This window comes from Acinetobacter lwoffii, from assembly GCF_052078135.1.
Taxonomy (GTDB): Bacteria; Pseudomonadota; Gammaproteobacteria; order Pseudomonadales; family Moraxellaceae; genus Acinetobacter; species Acinetobacter lwoffii_Z.
Genome location: NZ_JBQGUZ010000022.1, coordinates 1 through 18,882 on the forward strand (window position 1 = coordinate 1; position 18,882 = coordinate 18,882).

Consider the following 18,882-nt stretch of genomic DNA (forward strand, 5'->3'; position numbering starts at 1 on the left):
TCGATATGACAAGCTCAAAAGAAATTATCAAAGTTCTGTTGCTTTAGCCTGTATATTTTTATGGCTACCTTTATAGGGTTAATTATGAACAGTAAATGTCAACAGACCCTATTATATCCTTAAGTGATTTCGACTATTGATAGCCATATTCAGGTTAGTTTTTATATTTTATCTAAAAATTTCAATCCTGTACTATCTACGGTTTAGTAAAATCTACAGCTGCTTTTTTGATAGTGAAATACAATATTCATATATTCTTATCTTCTTTTAAAGAATCGCATACTCCAATGCTATTTAACTAAGTTCAGATGGTCTGTGATTAGGCTTTACATAAAGTTATGAACATACATAAACAAAGTTGAAATACGGAAATTATCATTAAAACAGTATTGAATGGCAACACAGTAATAGATTTGACTTTAATCTTGGCAGTCATTCGATTGCACATAATATTGAGTATTAAAATCAAACCGAATCGTGATGTTTTTTGATTTATCAAGAATTAGTTATAGAGATAACAATTAATTGGCCGATGAATTATAGCTTGAGGCTTATCCAGCACATCCTTATGCAATTGAATAAGCCTGTATCTGTTTTTGAAACTAAGATCTCTAAAGATCTATATTATAGAAATCATGTACAATCGCACGAGCACCAAATCTTTCTTTTTGATTAATTAACCCTGTATTTAAAAACTTCCCTTCATTTTCATTGGAAGTACCAAAGTCAAATATTTTAGCAGAATTTTTACTATTATTTATTAAAAAATCAATCAGATAGTCTAATACTTTTTCCTCTCTACCCTTATCATTACTGGCCAAATACTGAGTATGCACCACTCTCTCGGTTTCAAAAGTTACTGCTGCTGCAACGATATCCCCATTGAGACAGCACTTATAAGCTCTTATATTATTAGGAAATCTACTTTTCAATAAATCTATTTCAATTTCATTATGTACAGGTTGTTGATTATGATGCTGACGTAATACTTCACGAAGGACCCCCCAGACAATACTAGGCTGATCTACTTCTTCACAAATAATCCCATTTTTTTTGAGCTTCTTAATTGATCTTCTTTTACTTTCTGAATATGAATATTCTTCCTCTAAATCAATACAAACGCTAATATCTCTACGATAAAGATTTGCATGATTTCTAAATAAAGCATATAAGTCTTCTTGTGCTGGATAATTATGATAAATACTTGGGATACATTTATATATGATTTTTTCAATATTTTTTTCTTTTAAAAAAATCTTTAGTTGAGTAAAAATTTCAAGCATATCAGCAGCATGCACCCCTCTATCAATCAGAAATCCCCCAAAGGTTAGACCTTGATGACTATAAAAAATATTATCTTTAATATTTCCAGGCAATAAAGCTATAATTTTCTCTTCATTATTTTTGAATATTAAAGAGAAATCTTCAAAACGATCAGAATGATACTCCATGAAATCCCGATTAAACATAAAGTGAGAATTTTTACATTTTAATAAAAATTTATTCCACATAATCTCATCTGAATCTTCGTATTTTTTTATTTGAAAGCTTATATCTTCGCCCATTACAATCTCCTGTATAAGTTAAACATTTTCTACTTCTTATTTTTAAGTTAAATTTAATCAAAATTATTTTTATAAATAAAAATATTATTGAATGATTTGTAATCTTAATTCATTCCTAATATTTGCAATAATCTATGATTTATATGATCAGCATTAAAATTTTTTTTAGCATATAAAAAGCCTTGATACCCCATTTTATTTACTTGTTCAGGATATTCTATGAAATAAATCATTTTCTTTACTAAGGCGTTTACATCCCATTTAGGAATTAGGAAACCTGTAACACCATCTACCACAGTTTCATTACAGCCAGGTACATCAGTAGTAATCACTGGTCTTCCTATAGCCATTGCTTCTTGTGTACTACGAGGTACGCCCTCACGGTAATAGGAGGGTAATACAAAAACTGCACTCTCACGTATTCTTTGATCCACATCTTTAACGAAGCCAGCATATTCTATAATTCCTGTTTTTATCAATTGATCTAATTGTGCCTGCTTTAAACCAGTTGGGTTTTCAGAATCCAATCCACCTATAATTTTAAATGTTATATCAGGATATTTTTCTTTAACTATTCGAGCAGCTTCCAAATACTCAAATATACCCTTTTCAGCAATTAACCTGGCAATAAAGATAAAAGATAAATTTTTCTCGGTATCCCATTTCGTATAGGCATACTCTTGTAAGTTAAGGCCAATTGGTCCTAAGACTTCAATTGCATTATTTTTATGGGGAAGATTATAACGATGTATTAGATCTTTAGGGTCTTCGCGATTAAGAAAAATAATTTTGTCTAGATATGGAAATGCCAGCCGATATAGCGAAATTTGCACAAAACGTATGAATTGGGCTTTCAGACTTTGCCCATGTTTATGAATGGTAAAAGGTGAACCCAATCCTTCAATCATGCCATAGATATAAGGAACCTTCGTTCTGTAAGCAGCCATAGTTGCATAAATAACTGGCTTAGTTGAATATGAAAAAACAATATCAGGTTGAATTTCACTTATTTTTTTAATCAGTTGATAAGTTGAACTTAGATCAGCTAATGGGTTTAGTCCGCCACGGCTAAGTTTATAGGTAACCAGCGTAACCCCTAAACTTTGTATTTTAGTCAACCATTCATTCGTATATTCAGACACGAAAGCATAAACATGATAATTCTGTGCTAAACAGGACAAAATAAAATCTTTACGAAAGCCATAAAGATTAGAGGCTGTTGTCCCAATGATAATAATTTTTTTAGAGATCATTGCTTTATACGCTCTATTAGTTCTAATTGTGACTCATAAAAATTTTTCTCGTCGTTAGAAACAGGGGTTATCCTACGGCTATGTAAGATCTTCATTAAATTTAGAAAATCTAATATTTTTACAATAATTTTTTTTATCTCAAATTTTAGAAGAATCTTATTTTTTTCGCGATCAGCGATTATATTATTATAATATTTTTTGATTACTTCAATCTGGGTATTATAACCACGGATCATTTTCTCTTTTTTTACATTTTCTACTTCTCGATAAAAATACAATGGTTCTTGCATTACCATATAATTAAAATCATTTTTTATAGCTGCTGAGAGCCATAATTCATAATCTTCAGCTAGGCAGTTATTTTCCTGATAAGGATTTCTTTGACACCATGCCTTACGTGCAAGAAGTGAAGGATGTAATAAATTTGTCAACCCTTGCAAAATTTCTTTTGGCTGCATCTGGTGGGTAGAAAAAATTCTTTTCCCCAGAATTTCATTTTTATTTCCAATGGAATACAAGCTGGTAACAACTAAATCAATCTCTGGATTTTTAGTTAGGACTTTAATCTGTTTTTCAAGCCGGTCTACAGCCATTAAATCATCAGCATCCATACGCGCAATAATGTCATATTTTGCTTCACTAATAATCTGATTTAAGCGATAGGGTAATCTTCTATTATAACCGTCAGAAATGATACGGATTCGAGAATCAACAAATGATCGGGCTATTTCTAAAGACCGGTCTGTCGAACCATCATCTACCAGTATGAGTTCCCAGTCTTGAAAAGTTTGGGCAAGGACAGATTTAATCGCATCTTCCAAGAATTTTTCAGCATTAAAAAATGGAATTCCGATAGAAATATACATATTTATTCATCCTTATTATTTGAGAATAATAAAAAAGCCGCCAATAAAAACCAAAAAATAATTGTTCTTGCGCTATAAGTGGTAAACCCATATAACATTGGCCCTAATAATATCATCTTGTTGGAAAGCGATAGTTTCTTAAATATTTGATATAAAAATATTAAAAATAAGGATATTCCTATAATCCCATAATAAAATAAGATACCTAACCAAGTTGAATGAATTTCATTTCCTGTAGGGTTATATAACCAGTGGGCGCCTTGCCCAGCACCAAAAATTAAATATTGAGGATAATCTAAAAAACTGAAAAGACCACGCCCTTCTACCTGACTGTCTCGTTGATCTAACCCTTCTATAAAGCGTAGTGCAATACTATCAAAGACCCCCAAGTTATATAAAAAGTAGCTTAAGCTTCCAAAAAACACTAATGTTCCAATGAATACAAATATTCTTTTATTTAGGTCTCCTTTTTGACTAAATATAAGTCCCAGAGTTAACATTAAAAAACCAACTGAAGCAGATCTTGACATGGTCAATAAAATTAAGAATAAGGCTAAAAAATAGATAGTTATTTTTTTAAAGCCATTTCCTGAAATATACAGATAAATTGCACAGCTACTCAGCACCCAAAATGCCATCTGATTAGGATCATTAAAAAGACCATTATATCGAGGTTCAAAATCATAACGACCTAAGTTGCTTGCCCAGATAATAATTTCAACAATATAGGAAAAAGGAATTAGGAATAATAATTTTTCATAGAAAAAGTTAATCTGAACTTGATTTAAATTCATCATTAATAGAAAAAATAATAAATTAAATATCCAGTAAACAGTCGACATCATATAACTTGAATCGAGAACAATTAAATACCAAGCAAAATTTACACAAATTGCGTAAGCAACAAATAATAAAATTATATTTGAATATTCAATATTTATTTTAGAGCTTCTGCTAAATAGCAATAAAATAGCACCCATAATAAAAATATGGCTGAATTGTGGAACTCCACTTGACCAAAAATAAAACTGAGATAAAAAAAATGAAAACAGTATAAGATATATAATTGATTTATCTCTTATATTAGTATCACTTAAAAAAATAATGTTATTTTTTGAATTAGTTTCATTTAAAATAATCATTATCCATTCCTTTCTTATTGTCTTTTACTTGATAGAAAAGTAAAAGAACCGATTAATATTTTATATTATTAATTCAATTATTTTCTTATTTAATATATTTTAAAAATTATTCTTTAACAAAATTAATAACATTTATCAAACTTATTTATATTAAAAATCTTTTTTAATAAGAAACCAGTAAAAAAACCTAAAAAAATCATATGTTAAAATTTCAGATGGATATTCTCTCAAAATGCTTAGCATTTTTTCTAATGATTTCTTTTTGGAAAACAACCCCAACTCAAATGCATTTATCCATAAAGCTCTTTTTTTTGCTTTATTAAATAGAATATGATTTTGGTACTCATTTAAAATCATCATTCTCGAATCATGCATAAGAGACGTCTGTTTATGCATATTATTATCATGCAGCCTGTATTTAGCAAAAACAACAGGAAGATAACATAACTCCCCTTCCCGTGCTAAAAGCAACCACATATACCAGTCTTCAATTTTTACCTTAGCATCATAACCACCAATTTTTTTCACAGCTTTAGATCGGATCAGTTGGGTCGTAGCTGGTAAATCATGTTCTAATAATAAAATTTTTTCAAAATTATAACTTTGTCTTTTTTTAACCCTATTTTTTACAAGATTAGAATCATTATCAATAATTGCTACTCCTCCAAATACTGCGATACAATTTTTATTCTGGTTTAAAAATTCTGATTGTATCTTTATTTTATCTTTTAAGATTATATCATCTGAAGCTAGAGAAGAAAAATATTCTCCTTGTGTCCATTCTAATGCTTCATTCAAGGTTGCACTCAAGCCCTTATTGGGTCGATGTCTAAACTCAAACCGGATGAACCGTTTTTCACAGAGCGGAATCAGTCCTTGTATTTTTTCTACTGAAGAATCTGTAGATCCATCATCAATGACAATTAACTCAATATTCTGGTAAGACTGGTCAATGACACTCCGGATACTGTCACACACGAATCTCTCATGATTATAACTTGGTATAATGATGGAAACTAAAGATTGCTCAATTATCATATTATATATCTCTTTATTTTAATTGTTTAAATATAAATAAACTGATTACTATCCAATACATCCCATAATTTATTAGGTGGGCAATTGAAACACCTTTAAATCCAAAAAACTGGGTACATACATAGGTCAAAGCAATAAGGGATAAGGTAAATATAATTTCTGTAGAAATGTACAGTTTGGTCATTGCTTTGCTTAGCATTAAATAGGCGAGTATCCAGCTTCCTATTTTTAATGCATCCCCCATCATTTGCCAAAAGAACAAGTCCTGCATGGGTGCGAAAGATGGAGTGAATAGTAAATTAATTATCCAATCACGTAGTACGAAAACAATAATTCCTCCTACTACAGTCAGTGGAAAAAGAAATTTATAGCCCAAATAAACTTCTTTCTTAATTTCATCAATCTTATTTAGCTCTGATAATCGGGGTAAGTAATACACTCCCAATGTTGTCGTGACCAGCATAAGGTATACCGTGCTTATTCGGATCATCGCTTCCCAGTAACCTGCATATGCCAGACTAAACTCCTGAGTTAAATATGCTCTAATTAACATTTGAGACAGGGGTACACAAATCGCACTCACTAATGCCATGAGAATAAATGAGCTAAACTTTTTGGTAATTTCTAGGTCTATTTTTCCTAGGAGAGATGAAAACTTAAACCAGTTCGCTCTATAACATAGAAATAACGTCACTATAAATGCAATAGACTGATAAATGGATAATGCAACTAAAGCTCCATATAAATGTAACTTAATTGCCAGCATACTCGTGATAATAAGAGCAAATAAACTACCTGTAATATTTGCAAGCACTAATTTTAATATTTCTTTTTTTCCATTTAATATTGCTAAAAACAGTGTATTAAAATTAAAAAATATCAAAAAAACTGCAAACCATATAAAAACTGTCTGGTATTTAAGTGAATGGAAAATATAAAGTGAGAGTTGTCCTTGAAAAATTAATATGAGAAACGCGAAAATCAGACTAAACAGAAAAACAATACTACCTGCTGTTTTCCAAATTGCACGTTGTTTACTTTCATCCTCATGATATTCGGCTGTATATTTTACGACTGCGGTATTAATTGCACTCCCTGCAAAAGTAGTCACCATTTGAATAAAATTCTGGAACTGTCCTATCGCTGCATATCCAGTGGGTCCTAGATATACAGCTAAAATTTTATTCAGTACAAACATGGTGATGGTCTTAATCAAAACTGCCAAGCCATTGAGTACACTGGTCCTAAGTAAATTCATCTATGCTTGAAAACCATTACATAACTGAACAACCTGCTTTACCTCATCAATAGATAAAGTCGGTCCAATCGGCAAGCTCAAGACCTCAGCATGAATTTGTTCTGAAATTGGTAAATTGAAATTATTCCACTCCTGATAGGCTTGCTGCTTATGCGGTGGAATCGGATAATGAATCAATGTCTGTACCCCGTGCTCTGCTAAATGTTTTTGTAATTGTTCCCGATGTTGAGTTCGGATCACAAATAAGTGCCAAACATGCTGTGTATCAGTTTCGGCATTTATATTTGTGAATGGAAGCTCAATCGCTGAGTTCTGAATTTCTTTTAAATAAAGATCTGCAATATGACGACGATACTGGTTCTCCTGATCTAAAAATTTCAGTTTCACATTCAAGATTGCCGCCTGAATTTCATCAAGGCGACTATTTACCCCAGGTACCAGATTTTTATATTTTTCGTGTGAGCCATAATTACGTATAGCCTTAAGCATATGCGCTAACTCGGCATCATTGGTGGTAATCGCCCCGGCATCCCCTAGCGCACCCAAATTTTTACCCGGATAAAAACTGAAGCCTGAGGCATCTCCCCAACTGCCTGCTTTTTTACCATCTATTTCAGCACCATGGGCTTGTGCTGAATCCTCCAAGACCAGTAAATTATATTTCTTGGCAATGACCATAATTTCTGGCATTGCAGCAAGCTGTCCATATAAGTGAACAGGCAAAATCGCCTTTGTTTTTGTGGTGATAGCTGCTTCAATTTTTTTAGCATCAATATTAAAAGTATGAATATCCGGTTCGACCAACACCGGTTTTAGATTATTCTGTGAAATTGCCAAAATACTCGCAATATAGGTATTTGAAGGTACAATGACCTCATCCCCTTCATTCAGTCTCCCCAATTCCTTCCATGCACGCAGAGTCAGAATAAGCGCATCTAACCCATTGGCAACTCCTATGGCATACTGTGTTCCACAATAATCCGCAAATTTTCTTTCAAAATCCTCTACTTCTTTGCCACTGATATACCAGCCGGAATCAATGACCTGTGTACAAGCTGCTAAAAGTTTGTCGCGGTATTGAGCATTTATCGCTTTTAGGTCAAGAAAAGGAATCATTCTTATCAATCTCATATAAAAATTTATTATTACTTTTTAATTCTACGTTCATCAAAATTAATATATTTATATTAATTAAAGTAAAAATCCAATATTATTTATTAAGTTCATAACTCTTTGTTTTAAAACCTGGCTCTAATAAAAATTTCTTTATTTTCCTATTTAGAGGCTTTTCAATATACTTATACATTATAAAACTAGCTATTAAAGTCACAATAAAAATAATGAATGAGAACAACATTAAGTCTATATTAAATGATAGTATCTTTTTTATATAATTTAAAATTTGTATTTCCAAAACATGCAGTAAATAAAAAGAAAAACTGATTTCCCCCGCCAATACCATATATTTATTTGATAAGAAATTAGTAATAATACTTTTTTTCTGAGCAACATGAGACAATGCAAAAATAAGAATAATTGCTGCCATAGGTAGCCAATAATATATTGAGTATCTATAGCTTATATCTATCTTGTTATGAAACACAAAGAATAAAATAAAAAGTAAAATTGCTCCTAATTCAAATATAAAAGTAGGTATATTTATTTTAGAATAAGTAACTTTTATTTTTTCATAAAGATCAAATAGAATAATACCCAGTAAAAAATCAGAGAAACGTACAAATGGTGAAATATACAACCAATAGTGATCCTGATTTTTATTAAGCTGCATATTAAGAATTAAAATACCTACTAGATATAAAATAAAAATATAAGTTCTTATTTTTTCAGAAATTAAAAATGCGAATGGAAAAAGTAGATAAAAGAATAATTCGTCAGAAATACTCCAAGAAGGAGAATTTAATGAAAAATGAATATTTTCTTCTAAAAAAAAGCTTTGTATCAGAAAAATGTGTTGAATTAAGTACTCCCACCCTTTTCCAGATTGAATAAAGGTTAACAGGAGTACAAGTGCCGTAGTCGCAATATGTACTGGATACACTCTTGCTAAACGAGAAATATAAAACTCTTTTTTTGAAATATTTCCTATAATAAATTTTTCTTTATAATTATAGGATAAAATAAATCCGCTTAATATAAAGAAAAAACTGACGCCTAAAAATCCTTCATCAAAAATACTGTTAAAAATATTTTCATAATTTGTATCATTTTTTAGAAAGGCCAAATGACTAAGAAAAACAAATAGCGCAAAAAACATACGCAATGATGTAAGTGGTTTAATCATCTCATACATCTCCTTAATATTTATTATTATTTATAATTCTATTTTCTGAAGCTTCTCTATTAACAAAAGCCATCATACTCATGAATTATTTTTCGTAATTTTAATTATCTAAATATCTATTCAATAACAACCTTATCTGCCTCTTCTAAAAACTGGTCATAGTTACGGATATAGTCACTTTCATCATAGTGATCGCTTGCCAATACCAACAATATGCAATCTTCTGAAAAACCATGCATCTCATGCCAAACCATTGGTGGGATAAATAATCCTTTATTAGGCTGACCTATTAAGACCTCTTGTTTTTCTTTGCCATTATTCATCAGTATTTTGCAACTGCCTTGGATGCAAAAAGCAATTTGTTGAAGCTCTTTATGTGCATGAAATCCACGAGGAACATCAGGCTGAGCACCGAAAATATAATAGAGCCTCTGTATACTAAAAGGAATATTCCGATTGGCTTCAGCGACCACCAAGCTGCCACGCTGATCTCCCAAATTAGGTAATTCTATCCACTCGATGAGATTCATAGTTATTACCCCACTAAAGAAATCAGATATTGACCATAGCCATTTTTATTCATTGTTTGACCAATCGCTAAAACTTCCTCTCTGCTCAACCAGCCATTATTCAATGCAATTTCTTCCAGGCAGGCAACTTTATAACCTTGACGTTTTTCAATAGTTTCTACAAATTGAGCTGCTTCAAGTAGGCTGCCCTGTGTACCCGTATCTAACCAGGCAAACCCACGTCCCAACAATTCAACATTTAAATCACCACGCTCCAGATATGCCTGGTTAATCGAAGTAATTTCCAGCTCCCCCCGTTGGGATGGTCGCACCTGTTTGGCAATCTGAATAACATCATTGTCATAAAAATACAGACCCGTTACGGCGAAGTTAGATTTAGGGTTTTTGGGTTTTTCTTCAATTGATATAACACGTTGCTGTTCGTCAAATTCTACAACACCAAAGCGTTCAGGATCTTTCACCTGATAGCCAAATACAGTTGCTCCTTTTTGTCGTGCTGCAGCCTGGCGTAGCATAGGGGTAAAACCTTGCCCGTAAAAAATATTATCGCCTAGCACCAAACATACATTGCTTTGACCAATAAATTTTTCGCCCAGGATAAAGGCTTGTGCTAAACCATCAGGATGAGGCTGAATCGCATAACTCAGCTCCATGCCAAACTGTGAACCATCTCCTAATAAACGCTTAAATCCCTCAATATCCTCCGGAGTACTAATGATAAGAACTTCACTAATACCGGCTAACATCAGGACAGATAATGGGTAATAAACCATTGGTTTGTCATAAATCGGAAGTAGCTGTTTCGAGATCCCTTTAGTTATTGGATGCAAACGTGTGCCCGAACCGCCTGCTAAAATAATCCCCTTTATTGTTTTTGACATTATACTGCCTCCCCTAAACGTTCACGCTGATACGAACCATCCTGAACACGATGACACCATTGCAGATTATCCAGATACCACTGCACAGTTTTACGGATACCGGTCTCGAATGATTCCTGTGGCTTCCACCCCAGTTCCCTCTCAATTTTTGAGGCATCAATGGCATAGCGTAAATCATGTCCAGGCCGATCCTGAACAAAGGTGATTAAGCTTTCGTAACTTTGCCCGTTCAGTTGTGGTTTTAATTCACCTAAAATCTGACAAATAGTTTTCACCACTTCTATATTTTGTTTTTCATTCCATCCACCAATATTATAGGTCTCACCCACTACACCCTGAGTCGCAACCTGATATAAAGCACGCGCATGATCTTCGACAAACAGCCAGTCACGAATCTGCTGACCATCTCCATAGACCGGTAATGGTCTGCCTTCCAAAGCATTTAAGATCATCAAAGGAATCAGTTTTTCAGGAAAATGATAAGGTCCATAATTATTTGAACAGTTCGTGACAACTACCGGCAAACCATAGGTTCTATGCCAGGCCCGAACTAAATGATCTGAACTGGCTTTACTTGCCGAATAGGGCGAACTGGGTAAATAAGGGGTAGTTTCAGTGAATAGATCAGTTGTGTCTTCTAAGTCGCCATATACTTCATCTGTTGAAATATGATGAAATATGAATCTAGATTTTTTAATTTCAGCCAAATTTTGCCAATACTTTCGTGCAACCTCTAATAAGGTATAGGTACCGACGATATTTGTATTTATAAATTCAGCCGGACCATCGATCGAACGGTCCACATGAGACTCTGCCGCCAAATGCATGACCACATCTGGCTCAAAGTCTGAAAATAATCGCGCTAAAGATACATGATCACAAATATCAGTTTGAGCGAATTGATAACGAGGGTGATCCAATACAGAAACTAATGATTCCAAGTTACCTGCATAAGTTAACTTATCAACATTTAAAATATGATGTTCAGTCTCTTTAATGATATGCCGGATGACAGCAGATCCAATAAAACCAGCCCCACCGGTCACCAATATTTTCATCATCATTTTTAGTGTCCTTTAATATTTTTATTTTACTTTTCACAAATTATTTTTAATGTATTGCTGCCTTCTGGGCATATCTATTTTTATTGATTTGTTCATAACATATATTAATTTTATTATACAAACCACTTATAAAAAAGTAGATGCTTAAATGTGGTTACATTTTATAATTTTAATTAATTTTTTAGAACTCATCTAAGTCTATATAGCCATTAATCTTTTATATATCTCTTAACTAATATTAATTTAATATTCATCAAAAATTTTCTACTAATATCTTAATTAACAAAGTCTTATTTTAATTATTTTAAATTAATTTTTCTTATAAATCATTTAAATTTTATTTAAATTTAATAAAATTTAATGATCTAAAAAACCTTTAGATTGGATAAAAATTATATAAAAATACTTTCCTATATTGACTATGATTATGTTCTTAATTTTTTAGCTACATCATCTATTAAAAAATAACAATTGGAAACAATTAATCCTTATTCTAAAACTTAAGTAATTCGCTATATCTCTATAGCTTGTTTAATCAAGGTTTCACGTCCATTTTCGTCCATCTTTTCGCAGTATATTTTTTTAAACTTATTAAATTGACTTAAAAATAGCTATAGACAAGGTATGTGATCTATTATATTTTTTAGATGTTAATCACATAAATCGAATTAGAAAAATTAATAATTATTAATAAATACCAATTCTGAACATATAAAAATAAAGGGGTTTCAAGTGAACTATAGACACCTTTTAGGTATTTTTACCTTCAGCCTATCTCTAGTTGGATGTGCAGCAATATCCGGCTTTCAAACATATGATTTACCAAAAGAAGGAATCTATCAAACTGAACTAGGAACTCCAGTCAATCTAATAAAATTGAATCAGGACACCCTGCCTGTATTGCAGTCTGCCCAAACTCATAATCTTAGCCATTATGCTGCTTTATTTCAGACTGAGGTGCAGGATTACCGTTTGAATCCAGGTGATATTTTATCCTTTCAATTATGGGCCTATCCTGAAATTAGCGCCGTTCCTACAGCAAGTGATAATAACAACGGCTACCAAATTGACCGAAATGGTTATATCCACTTTCCGTTCATTGGCCGTTATAAAGCAGCTGGAAAAACCCTTCCGCAAGTGAATCAGGAAGTACGGCGTCAATTAATTCCCTACTTAAACAGCCCGGATGTGGTGGTGAGGGTCATTTCCTATCAGGGACAACGCTATTCAGTGGTCGGTAATGTGAAATCAGCTGGTCAATTTTACTTGTCTGATCAACCAGTCAGTGTTTATACAGCACTCGGTTTGGCGGGTGGTATTAATGAGCAAGGTGACTCTACTTCGATTCAACTTGTGCGGCAGGGTGTAACCTATGACCTGAATACCATTGCACTGGAAAAGGCTGGATATTCCTTGCATAAGCTATTGATTCAACCGAATGACACTCTTTATATCAGTCCTCGTGAAAACCAGAAGATCTATGTCATGGGTGAAGCCAGTGCCAATAAACCCTTACCAATACGTGACCAAGGCATGACTCTCGCTGATGTATTGGGTGAAAGTGAAGGGATTAATCCCTATTCCGCGAGTTCTAGCCGGATTTATGTCTTACGTGGCAACTCGGACAATCAGATGACTGAAATATATCACTTAAGTCTAAAAAACCTTGGAGATTTTGGCCTAGCGAAACAGTTCAAAATGCGTAGCAATGACATTGTCTATGTTGATGCCACAGGTCTGACCCGTTGGGAACGCGTTGTTAGCCAGATTCTTCCATTTTCATATGTCGCTGATTCAGCTATACGATAGGTAACTCAGCTATGAAAATTAAAAATCTTTTCGGGGTCTTTTAGGAAATATGGGGGGTATCAATTAATGACTGAAAGTTTATTCATAACATCCGCCTGCATTCGTAGATTAAATCTATAACTTCAGTGATTTGGAATGATTATAGTCATCAATGACCACCCACTATTTTGATATAAGCTCACGGACTTCACCTGCAAATCCATGGTGCTCAAAACTCGATATGAAACAGATTAAATAAAAACCGTATTATTCTGATCATCATTAAAATATCTGGCCTTGTGTGGGTTAGATATTTCAAGAAAGGACAATAAAACCAAAATATGTAGGATTCTTTCTCAGAAAAGCAGCAAGTCTTTGATTATTTTATTAAAACTAACTCAAAGACTGGAAAATCACTTTTAAACTTTTAGATAGTAAAATTATGAACAAAAATAACAATACCGAAAATATGATTGACCTAAAAGGGGTGTTCTTTTCCCTGCTCTCGCAATGGAAGCTCATCCTCTTGTGTGGTTTGCTTAGCCTGATGGCAGTGTTGCTGTACATGCGTACCGCAGCCATTAACTATAAGGTGGATGCAATCGTTCAGGTCGAAGAAAATAGAGGGGCATCAGCTGCCTTATTAGGCAGCTTGTCAAGTATTATTAGTCAGATGTCTTCATCAAATGCTGAGATTGAGGTTTTAAAATCACGCACGATTCTGGAATCAGTGATTGATCGTTTAAATCTGGATCTCCATATTGCGAGCACTGAAGACTCCTTTATCAATCGTCTCATTTACGGCAGAAATTCTCAGGCCGAATATCAACCCGAAACTGTACGCTTTAAAGAAGGTGAAAAAAGCTTTGATATCCGTCAGTTTGAAGTTCCCGTAGCGTATCAGGATAAAAATCTGCTGCTGAAGTTTCAACAACAGAGCTTTAGTCTGATCAATCCAGTGACAGAAGAAACTGTCTTTCAGGGTGCACTTAACCAGCCCGTTCAAGCCAAAACTGCACAGGGAGACTGGAAAATTGCAATCTTTAGTCAAGACAATCTAGATCGCAGTTATCGGGTACAAAAACTCTCATTGCCAACAGCGATTGATTCTATTCTTGCCAACTATTCAGTGACAGAAAAAGGAGAACTGAGTGGAGTTCTGCAGCTTCGTTATCAGGGTCAAGATAAACAGCACATCACTAAAGTCTTGAACACGATTTTAGCGATTTATAGCCAGCATAATATTACGCGCCGTTCAACAGAAACAGCGCAAACACTGGCGTTTCTGGATGAACAATTACCGGATTTAAAGAAACAGCTTGATCATGCAGAATTCGCCTTTAACCAGTTCCGTCAACGGTATAATACAGTTGATATCGCTAAAGAATCTGAATTGTATTTAAATCAGAGCGTCACCTTAGAAACGCAAAAAGTCTTACTTGAACAGAGACAGGCAGAAATAGCTGCCAAATATGCAGCACTACATCCAGCCATGCGAGAAATTACTGCTCAACTTCGGGTCATCAATGGCAAGATTCGTGAACTGAATACAACACTCAAAAATATTCCAGAGATACAACGCCAGTATTTGCAACTGTCACGCGAAGTCGAAGTCAAACAGCAACTGTATACCAACCTGGTGAATTCCTACCAACAACTGCGTGTTGCCAAAGCGGGTGAAATTGGCAATGTACATATCATTGATACCGCACTTGAACCAATTGACCAAGTGCAACAGAAAACACCAGTGATTCTGTTCCTCGCCTTTTGGTTCGGTATCTTTGTGGGAATCTTGGTGGCATTATTCCGCAATATGCTGCGTTCTGGTGTGAAAGATAGTAGTCAAATAGAATATCAACTGGAGCTTCCAGTGTATGCAAATATTGCCCATTCTCCGAGTCAGAAACCTGGGCTAAAACTACTGAAAAAGAAAAAGATTCCTTTTGTATTAGCCCTTAAACATAGTGATGATATCGCAATCGAAAGCTTGCGAAGCATACGTACAGCGAGTCATTTCGCCCTAAGCCAAGCCAAGAATAACATCATCATGATTTCAGGCCCAGCCCCAAAAGTCGGGAAATCATTTGTTTCCAGCAATTTGGCAGTTATCATGGCGGAAAAAAACAAACGCGTATTGGTGATTGATGCAGACTTGCGTCGTGGTCATATCCATAAATATTTTGATCTGGGTAATCAACATGGATTAACTGAATACCTGAATGAGGAGATTACATTAGAACAGGTGGTACAAAACACTAATGTTCCGAACTTGAATGTAATCACCTGTGGTGAAAGTTCAGCAAACCCTTCTGAGCTTCTTAATTCAGTACGCTTCAAGGAATTACTACAATCTCTGATTCCGCACTATGACCATATCATTATTGATACACCACCTGTATTGGCTGTCACGGATGCGATTATCGTATCCCGATATGTCGGACTGAATTTAGTGGTGGCGCGCTATGCAAAAACACAAATGAAGGAGCTAGAGCTTACATTAAACCGCTTTAAACAGGCCGGTTGTATCGTAAATGGCTTTATCCTGAATGATATCCAGCGTTCAGCCGGGGGGAGCTATAGTTATGATTACATTTACAGTTATAAGTCTAGAGAACAAAATGGCTGATCCCATTTAGATAAAAAAACCAGCTATTGCTGGTTTTTTTATATCTTTAAACTTCAACACAACTGCGGTGTCCGCTTGCTAAAAAACCACCCATTCTGCAAGATTTCTCAAAATTTTCTGCTAAGATGGAATGAACCTCAACGATAACATTAGATTGGAATAATACATGAGTAAGGCCTTACCGATTGCTGTCGCTGTTCTTTTAGGCGGTGCCGCGCTAGTACCTGTTTACTATGCAACTCAAAACCCAGCTGCTCAAACCACAAAAGCATCTAAAGATGCCTCTGCTGTTTCTAAAATTAGCTATGCACTCGGTTATGAAGTCGCTCATCAAACTCCACCTGAGCTGGATATTAACAGCTTTGTGACAGGCGTTCGCGAAGGTCATGCCCGTACCGCTCCTGCTTATACTGAAGAAGAATTACAAGCAGCTTATGAGCAGTTCCAAAAAGAAATGCAGCAAAAGCAAGTGGATAGTGCCAAACAGGCTCAAGCATCAAGTGATACTTTCCTGACCGAAAATGCCAAAAAAGCTGGGGTAAAAACTACGGCATCTGGTTTGCAATATTTAGTGACCAAAGAAGGTACGGGCAAGCAGCCTGCAGCAACTTCAATTGTAAAAGTACATTACACAGGGAAATTAGTTGATGGTACCGTGTTTGACAGTTCGGTTGAACGTGGCGAGCCGATTGAGTTCCCACTCAATCAGGTCATTCCAGGCTGGACCGAAGGTTTGCAACTGATGAAAGAAGGCGGTAAAGCAACCCTGTATATCCCATCTAAACTCGGTTATGGTGAACAGGGCGTGCCAGGTACGATTCCTCCACACAGTACTTTGATTTTTGATGTGGAACTCATCGAAGTAAAATAATCCACGAAAAGGAGAGCAACGCGCTCTCCTTTATTTTGAGAATTAATCATGAAAATACAAATAAGTTTGATGGTTTTACTGCTGAGTTCTGGCAGTCTGTTTGCCAAAGAAGTCACCAATAAGAGCCCTGAGGCTGAACAGGTCGGCTACAGCTTTGGTTATCTGATGGGAAAAAGTAATGCTGACTCCTTACAAGGCATTGATCTGGATGCCTTTAGCGCCGGTTTAAAAGCGGCAGCCGCTGGGAAACAGGCAACTCTAAGTGAAGAAGACATGGCGCGAGTCTTGACCCAATTTAAGCGTCAGGCTGAAGCCAAAGAGCTGATTACCTTGAAAAAGCAGGCGGATGAAAATGCCAAGATTGGTCAGGCTTTTCTGGCTGAAAATGCAAAAAAACCGGGGATAAAAACCACAAAATCAGGTTTGCAATATCAGATTCTTCAGGAAGGAAAAGGTAAATCGCCGAGCGCAAATAGTAATGTCCGCGTACATTATGAAGGCCGTTTGATCGATGGTACGGTTTTTGATAGCTCGATTGCCCGCAATCAACCTGTGGTGTTTCGTACCACCCAGGTCATTACTGGCTGGACTGAAGGTTTACAGCTGATGAAAGAAGGTGCCAAATATCGTTTCTTCATTCCGGCCAAACTGGCCTATGGACAGATTGGTTCAGGGGATGTAATTGAACCGAACAGTACTTTAATTTTTGATGTGGAATTACTGGAAATTATTAAATAGTAAGTCCTATTTTTCCTGATCTAAAATCGGAGAGGCTCTATATTTGCCTCTCTTTTTTTATAGGCTTAAGTATCCGTAAATCGCAGGTTTTCATGTCACATTCCTATCAGTTTTGCTATGTTATGTTTTAATCAAGCAATTCAACAACAATAGAGGACGTCAGCATGGCAGCAATCAAGACTCGCGAAATTCATTATACTGCGCAGGATGGCAGCCCATTAATTGGTTATTTTGCCGCCCCAGAAACAGATACCCCTGTTGCCGGTGTACTGGTCGCACCCGAATGGTGGGGTCGGAATGAATATACCGAACAGCGCGCCCGTGAACTTGCAGAACATGGCTATGCGGCCTTGGCCATGGACATGTATGGGGATAAAAAAGTCACAACCAATTCTGATCAGGCTTACCAGTGGATGATGCAAACTTTTGAAGATCCTGACACTATCGTCAACCGTGCAACAGCAGCCTTGAATGCTTTGGCAGCACAGGATGAAGTCAATGCTGAAAAGCTTGCAGCGATTGGTTTCTGCTACGGTGGCAAAGTCGTACTGGATCTGGCCCGTTCTAATGCATCTTTAAAAGCGGTGGCCACTTTCCATGCCATTCTGTCGCCAAAAGCACCGGCTCAGGAGGGTCAGATACAGGCGGAAATCCTGGTGTTACATGGTGAACTGGACAGCATGGTGACCCTGGATGATGTGGCCAGTTTCCGTGAGGAAATGCATGCTGCCAAAGTCGAGCATGAAGTGATTGTTTTTGAAAATGCCAAACATGGCTTTAGCAACCCGCTTGCGGATGAACGGGCCAAAGCCAATGGTGTGGATCTTGGTTACAATGCAGAAGCTGAACAAAAAGGCTTGGCGGCAATGTATACCTTGCTAGACCGCCATTTGGCATAAATAGAAACAACTATCCGGCTTGTTCACAGGCTGAATATTCTAGATACTTCATGAAGAAAAG

16 protein-coding genes and 1 pseudogene are annotated in these 18,882 nt (G+C 35.3%); 6 read left to right on the forward strand and 11 right to left on the reverse strand.

Annotation, left to right across the window (positions count from 1 at the left end; all coding sequences use genetic code 11):
- Positions 1-95 (forward strand): annotated as a pseudogene (locus ACTL4S_RS13125) (IS5/IS1182 family transposase); the annotation flags it as partial.
- A gap of 516 nt (positions 96-611) precedes the next feature.
- Here the strand turns inward: ACTL4S_RS13125 and ACTL4S_RS13130 are convergent.
- The 11 genes from ACTL4S_RS13130 to rfbB all read right to left on the reverse strand — a co-directional run bounded on the left by ACTL4S_RS13130 (position 612) and on the right by rfbB (position 11,893).
- A complete protein-coding gene (locus tag ACTL4S_RS13130; RefSeq protein ID WP_005108306.1) occupies positions 612-1,565 on the reverse strand; it encodes a GNAT family N-acetyltransferase in 954 nt (317 codons plus the stop codon).
- Positions 1,566-1,669: 104 nt separating this feature from the next.
- A complete protein-coding gene (locus ACTL4S_RS13135; protein WP_441299484.1) occupies positions 1,670-2,818 on the reverse strand; it encodes a glycosyltransferase family 4 protein in 1,149 nt (382 codons plus the stop codon).
- The gene (locus ACTL4S_RS13140) at positions 2,815-3,684 is read right to left on the reverse strand and encodes a glycosyltransferase family 2 protein (RefSeq protein ID WP_005108303.1); all 870 of its coding nucleotides are present in this window, start codon (positions 3,682-3,684) and stop codon (positions 2,815-2,817) included. The genes ACTL4S_RS13135 and ACTL4S_RS13140 overlap by 4 nt, the downstream gene beginning before the upstream one ends.
- Positions 3,685-3,686: 2 nt before the next feature.
- Positions 3,687-4,826 carry an O-antigen ligase family protein gene (locus ACTL4S_RS13145; protein WP_441299485.1) on the reverse strand — a complete coding sequence of 380 codons (1,140 nt, stop codon included), beginning with the start codon at positions 4,824-4,826 and terminating at the stop codon, positions 3,687-3,689.
- 150 nt (positions 4,827-4,976) lie between these two features.
- Complete coding sequence (locus ACTL4S_RS13150) at positions 4,977-5,864, reverse strand: glycosyltransferase family 2 protein (RefSeq protein WP_310077458.1); 888 nt, start codon at positions 5,862-5,864, stop codon at positions 4,977-4,979.
- Between the two features lie 13 nt (positions 5,865-5,877).
- Positions 5,878-7,122 carry an O-antigen translocase gene (locus ACTL4S_RS13155; RefSeq protein ID WP_441299486.1) on the reverse strand — a complete coding sequence of 415 codons (1,245 nt, stop codon included), beginning with the start codon at positions 7,120-7,122 and terminating at the stop codon, positions 5,878-5,880.
- Positions 7,123-8,238, reverse strand: a complete 1,116-nt coding sequence (locus tag ACTL4S_RS13160) for a DegT/DnrJ/EryC1/StrS family aminotransferase (protein ID WP_441299487.1) — start codon at positions 8,236-8,238, stop codon at positions 7,123-7,125.
- Between the two features lie 94 nt (positions 8,239-8,332).
- On the reverse strand, positions 8,333-9,424 hold the full coding sequence (locus tag ACTL4S_RS13165) for an acyltransferase family protein (RefSeq protein ID WP_441299488.1): 1,092 nt from the start codon (positions 9,422-9,424) through the stop codon (positions 8,333-8,335).
- A 116-nt stretch (positions 9,425-9,540) separates the two neighbouring features.
- Positions 9,541-9,954, reverse strand: a complete 414-nt coding sequence (locus ACTL4S_RS13170) for a sugar 3,4-ketoisomerase (protein WP_441299489.1) — start codon at positions 9,952-9,954, stop codon at positions 9,541-9,543.
- 5 nt (positions 9,955-9,959) lie between these two features.
- On the reverse strand, positions 9,960-10,835 hold the full coding sequence (rfbA, locus tag ACTL4S_RS13175; protein ID WP_441299490.1) for a glucose-1-phosphate thymidylyltransferase RfbA: 876 nt from the start codon (positions 10,833-10,835) through the stop codon (positions 9,960-9,962).
- On the reverse strand, positions 10,835-11,893 hold the full coding sequence (gene rfbB, locus ACTL4S_RS13180) for a dTDP-glucose 4,6-dehydratase (RefSeq protein WP_441299508.1): 1,059 nt from the start codon (positions 11,891-11,893) through the stop codon (positions 10,835-10,837). The genes rfbA and rfbB overlap by 1 nt, the downstream gene beginning before the upstream one ends.
- A 738-nt stretch (positions 11,894-12,631) precedes the next feature.
- On the opposite strand from rfbB, the gene ACTL4S_RS13185 reads away from it, so the two are divergent.
- The 5 genes from ACTL4S_RS13185 to ACTL4S_RS13205 all read left to right on the forward strand — a co-directional run bounded on the left by ACTL4S_RS13185 (position 12,632) and on the right by ACTL4S_RS13205 (position 18,821).
- Entirely contained in the window at positions 12,632-13,708 is a 1,077-nt protein-coding gene (locus ACTL4S_RS13185; RefSeq protein WP_310077464.1) for a polysaccharide biosynthesis/export family protein, read from the forward strand.
- Positions 13,709-14,129: 421 nt separating this feature from the next.
- A complete protein-coding gene (locus tag ACTL4S_RS13190; RefSeq protein ID WP_441299491.1) occupies positions 14,130-16,313 on the forward strand; it encodes a polysaccharide biosynthesis tyrosine autokinase in 2,184 nt (727 codons plus the stop codon).
- A 166-nt stretch (positions 16,314-16,479) separates the two neighbouring features.
- A complete protein-coding gene (gene bamJ / locus ACTL4S_RS13195; RefSeq protein ID WP_034170756.1) occupies positions 16,480-17,184 on the forward strand; it encodes a BamJ family beta-barrel-assembly machinery protein in 705 nt (234 codons plus the stop codon).
- Positions 17,185-17,232: 48 nt separating this feature from the next.
- Positions 17,233-17,922 carry a BamJ family beta-barrel-assembly machinery protein gene (bamJ, locus tag ACTL4S_RS13200; RefSeq protein WP_441299492.1) on the forward strand — a complete coding sequence of 230 codons (690 nt, stop codon included), beginning with the start codon at positions 17,233-17,235 and terminating at the stop codon, positions 17,920-17,922.
- 164 nt (positions 17,923-18,086) lie between these two features.
- Positions 18,087-18,821, forward strand: a complete 735-nt coding sequence (locus tag ACTL4S_RS13205; RefSeq protein WP_441299493.1) for a dienelactone hydrolase family protein — start codon at positions 18,087-18,089, stop codon at positions 18,819-18,821.
- The last annotated feature ends 61 nt before the right edge of the window (positions 18,822-18,882 follow it).

What these genes read in the sequence shown, in the direction of transcription:
- ACTL4S_RS13140 (WP_005108303.1), bottom strand. Translation starts at nt 3,684, where the DNA reads ATGTATATTTCTATCGGAATTCCATTTTTTAATGCTGAAAAATTCTTG.
- rfbA (WP_441299490.1), bottom strand. Translation starts at nt 10,835, where the DNA reads ATGTCAAAAACAATAAAGGGGATTATTTTAGCAGGCGGTTCGGGCACA.
- ACTL4S_RS13135 (WP_441299484.1), bottom strand. Translation starts at nt 2,818, where the DNA reads ATGATCTCTAAAAAAATTATTATCATTGGGACAACAGCCTCTAATCTT.
- ACTL4S_RS13155 (WP_441299486.1), bottom strand. Translation starts at nt 7,122, where the DNA reads ATGAATTTACTTAGGACCAGTGTACTCAATGGCTTGGCAGTTTTGATT.
- ACTL4S_RS13160 (WP_441299487.1), bottom strand. Translation starts at nt 8,238, where the DNA reads ATGATTCCTTTTCTTGACCTAAAAGCGATAAATGCTCAATACCGCGAC.
- ACTL4S_RS13145 (WP_441299485.1), bottom strand. Translation starts at nt 4,826, where the DNA reads ATGATTATTTTAAATGAAACTAATTCAAAAAATAACATTATTTTTTTA.
- ACTL4S_RS13170 (WP_441299489.1), bottom strand. Translation starts at nt 9,954, where the DNA reads ATGAATCTCATCGAGTGGATAGAATTACCTAATTTGGGAGATCAGCGT.
- ACTL4S_RS13190 (WP_441299491.1), top strand. Translation starts at nt 14,130, where the DNA reads ATGAACAAAAATAACAATACCGAAAATATGATTGACCTAAAAGGGGTG.
- ACTL4S_RS13165 (WP_441299488.1), bottom strand. Translation starts at nt 9,424, where the DNA reads ATGATTAAACCACTTACATCATTGCGTATGTTTTTTGCGCTATTTGTT.
- ACTL4S_RS13205 (WP_441299493.1), top strand. Translation starts at nt 18,087, where the DNA reads ATGGCAGCAATCAAGACTCGCGAAATTCATTATACTGCGCAGGATGGC.
- ACTL4S_RS13130 (WP_005108306.1), bottom strand. Translation starts at nt 1,565, where the DNA reads ATGGGCGAAGATATAAGCTTTCAAATAAAAAAATACGAAGATTCAGAT.
- ACTL4S_RS13150 (WP_310077458.1), bottom strand. Translation starts at nt 5,864, where the DNA reads ATGATAATTGAGCAATCTTTAGTTTCCATCATTATACCAAGTTATAAT.
- rfbB (WP_441299508.1), bottom strand. Translation starts at nt 11,893, where the DNA reads ATGAAAATATTGGTGACCGGTGGGGCTGGTTTTATTGGATCTGCTGTC.
- bamJ (WP_441299492.1), top strand. Translation starts at nt 17,233, where the DNA reads ATGAAAATACAAATAAGTTTGATGGTTTTACTGCTGAGTTCTGGCAGT.
- bamJ (WP_034170756.1), top strand. Translation starts at nt 16,480, where the DNA reads ATGAGTAAGGCCTTACCGATTGCTGTCGCTGTTCTTTTAGGCGGTGCC.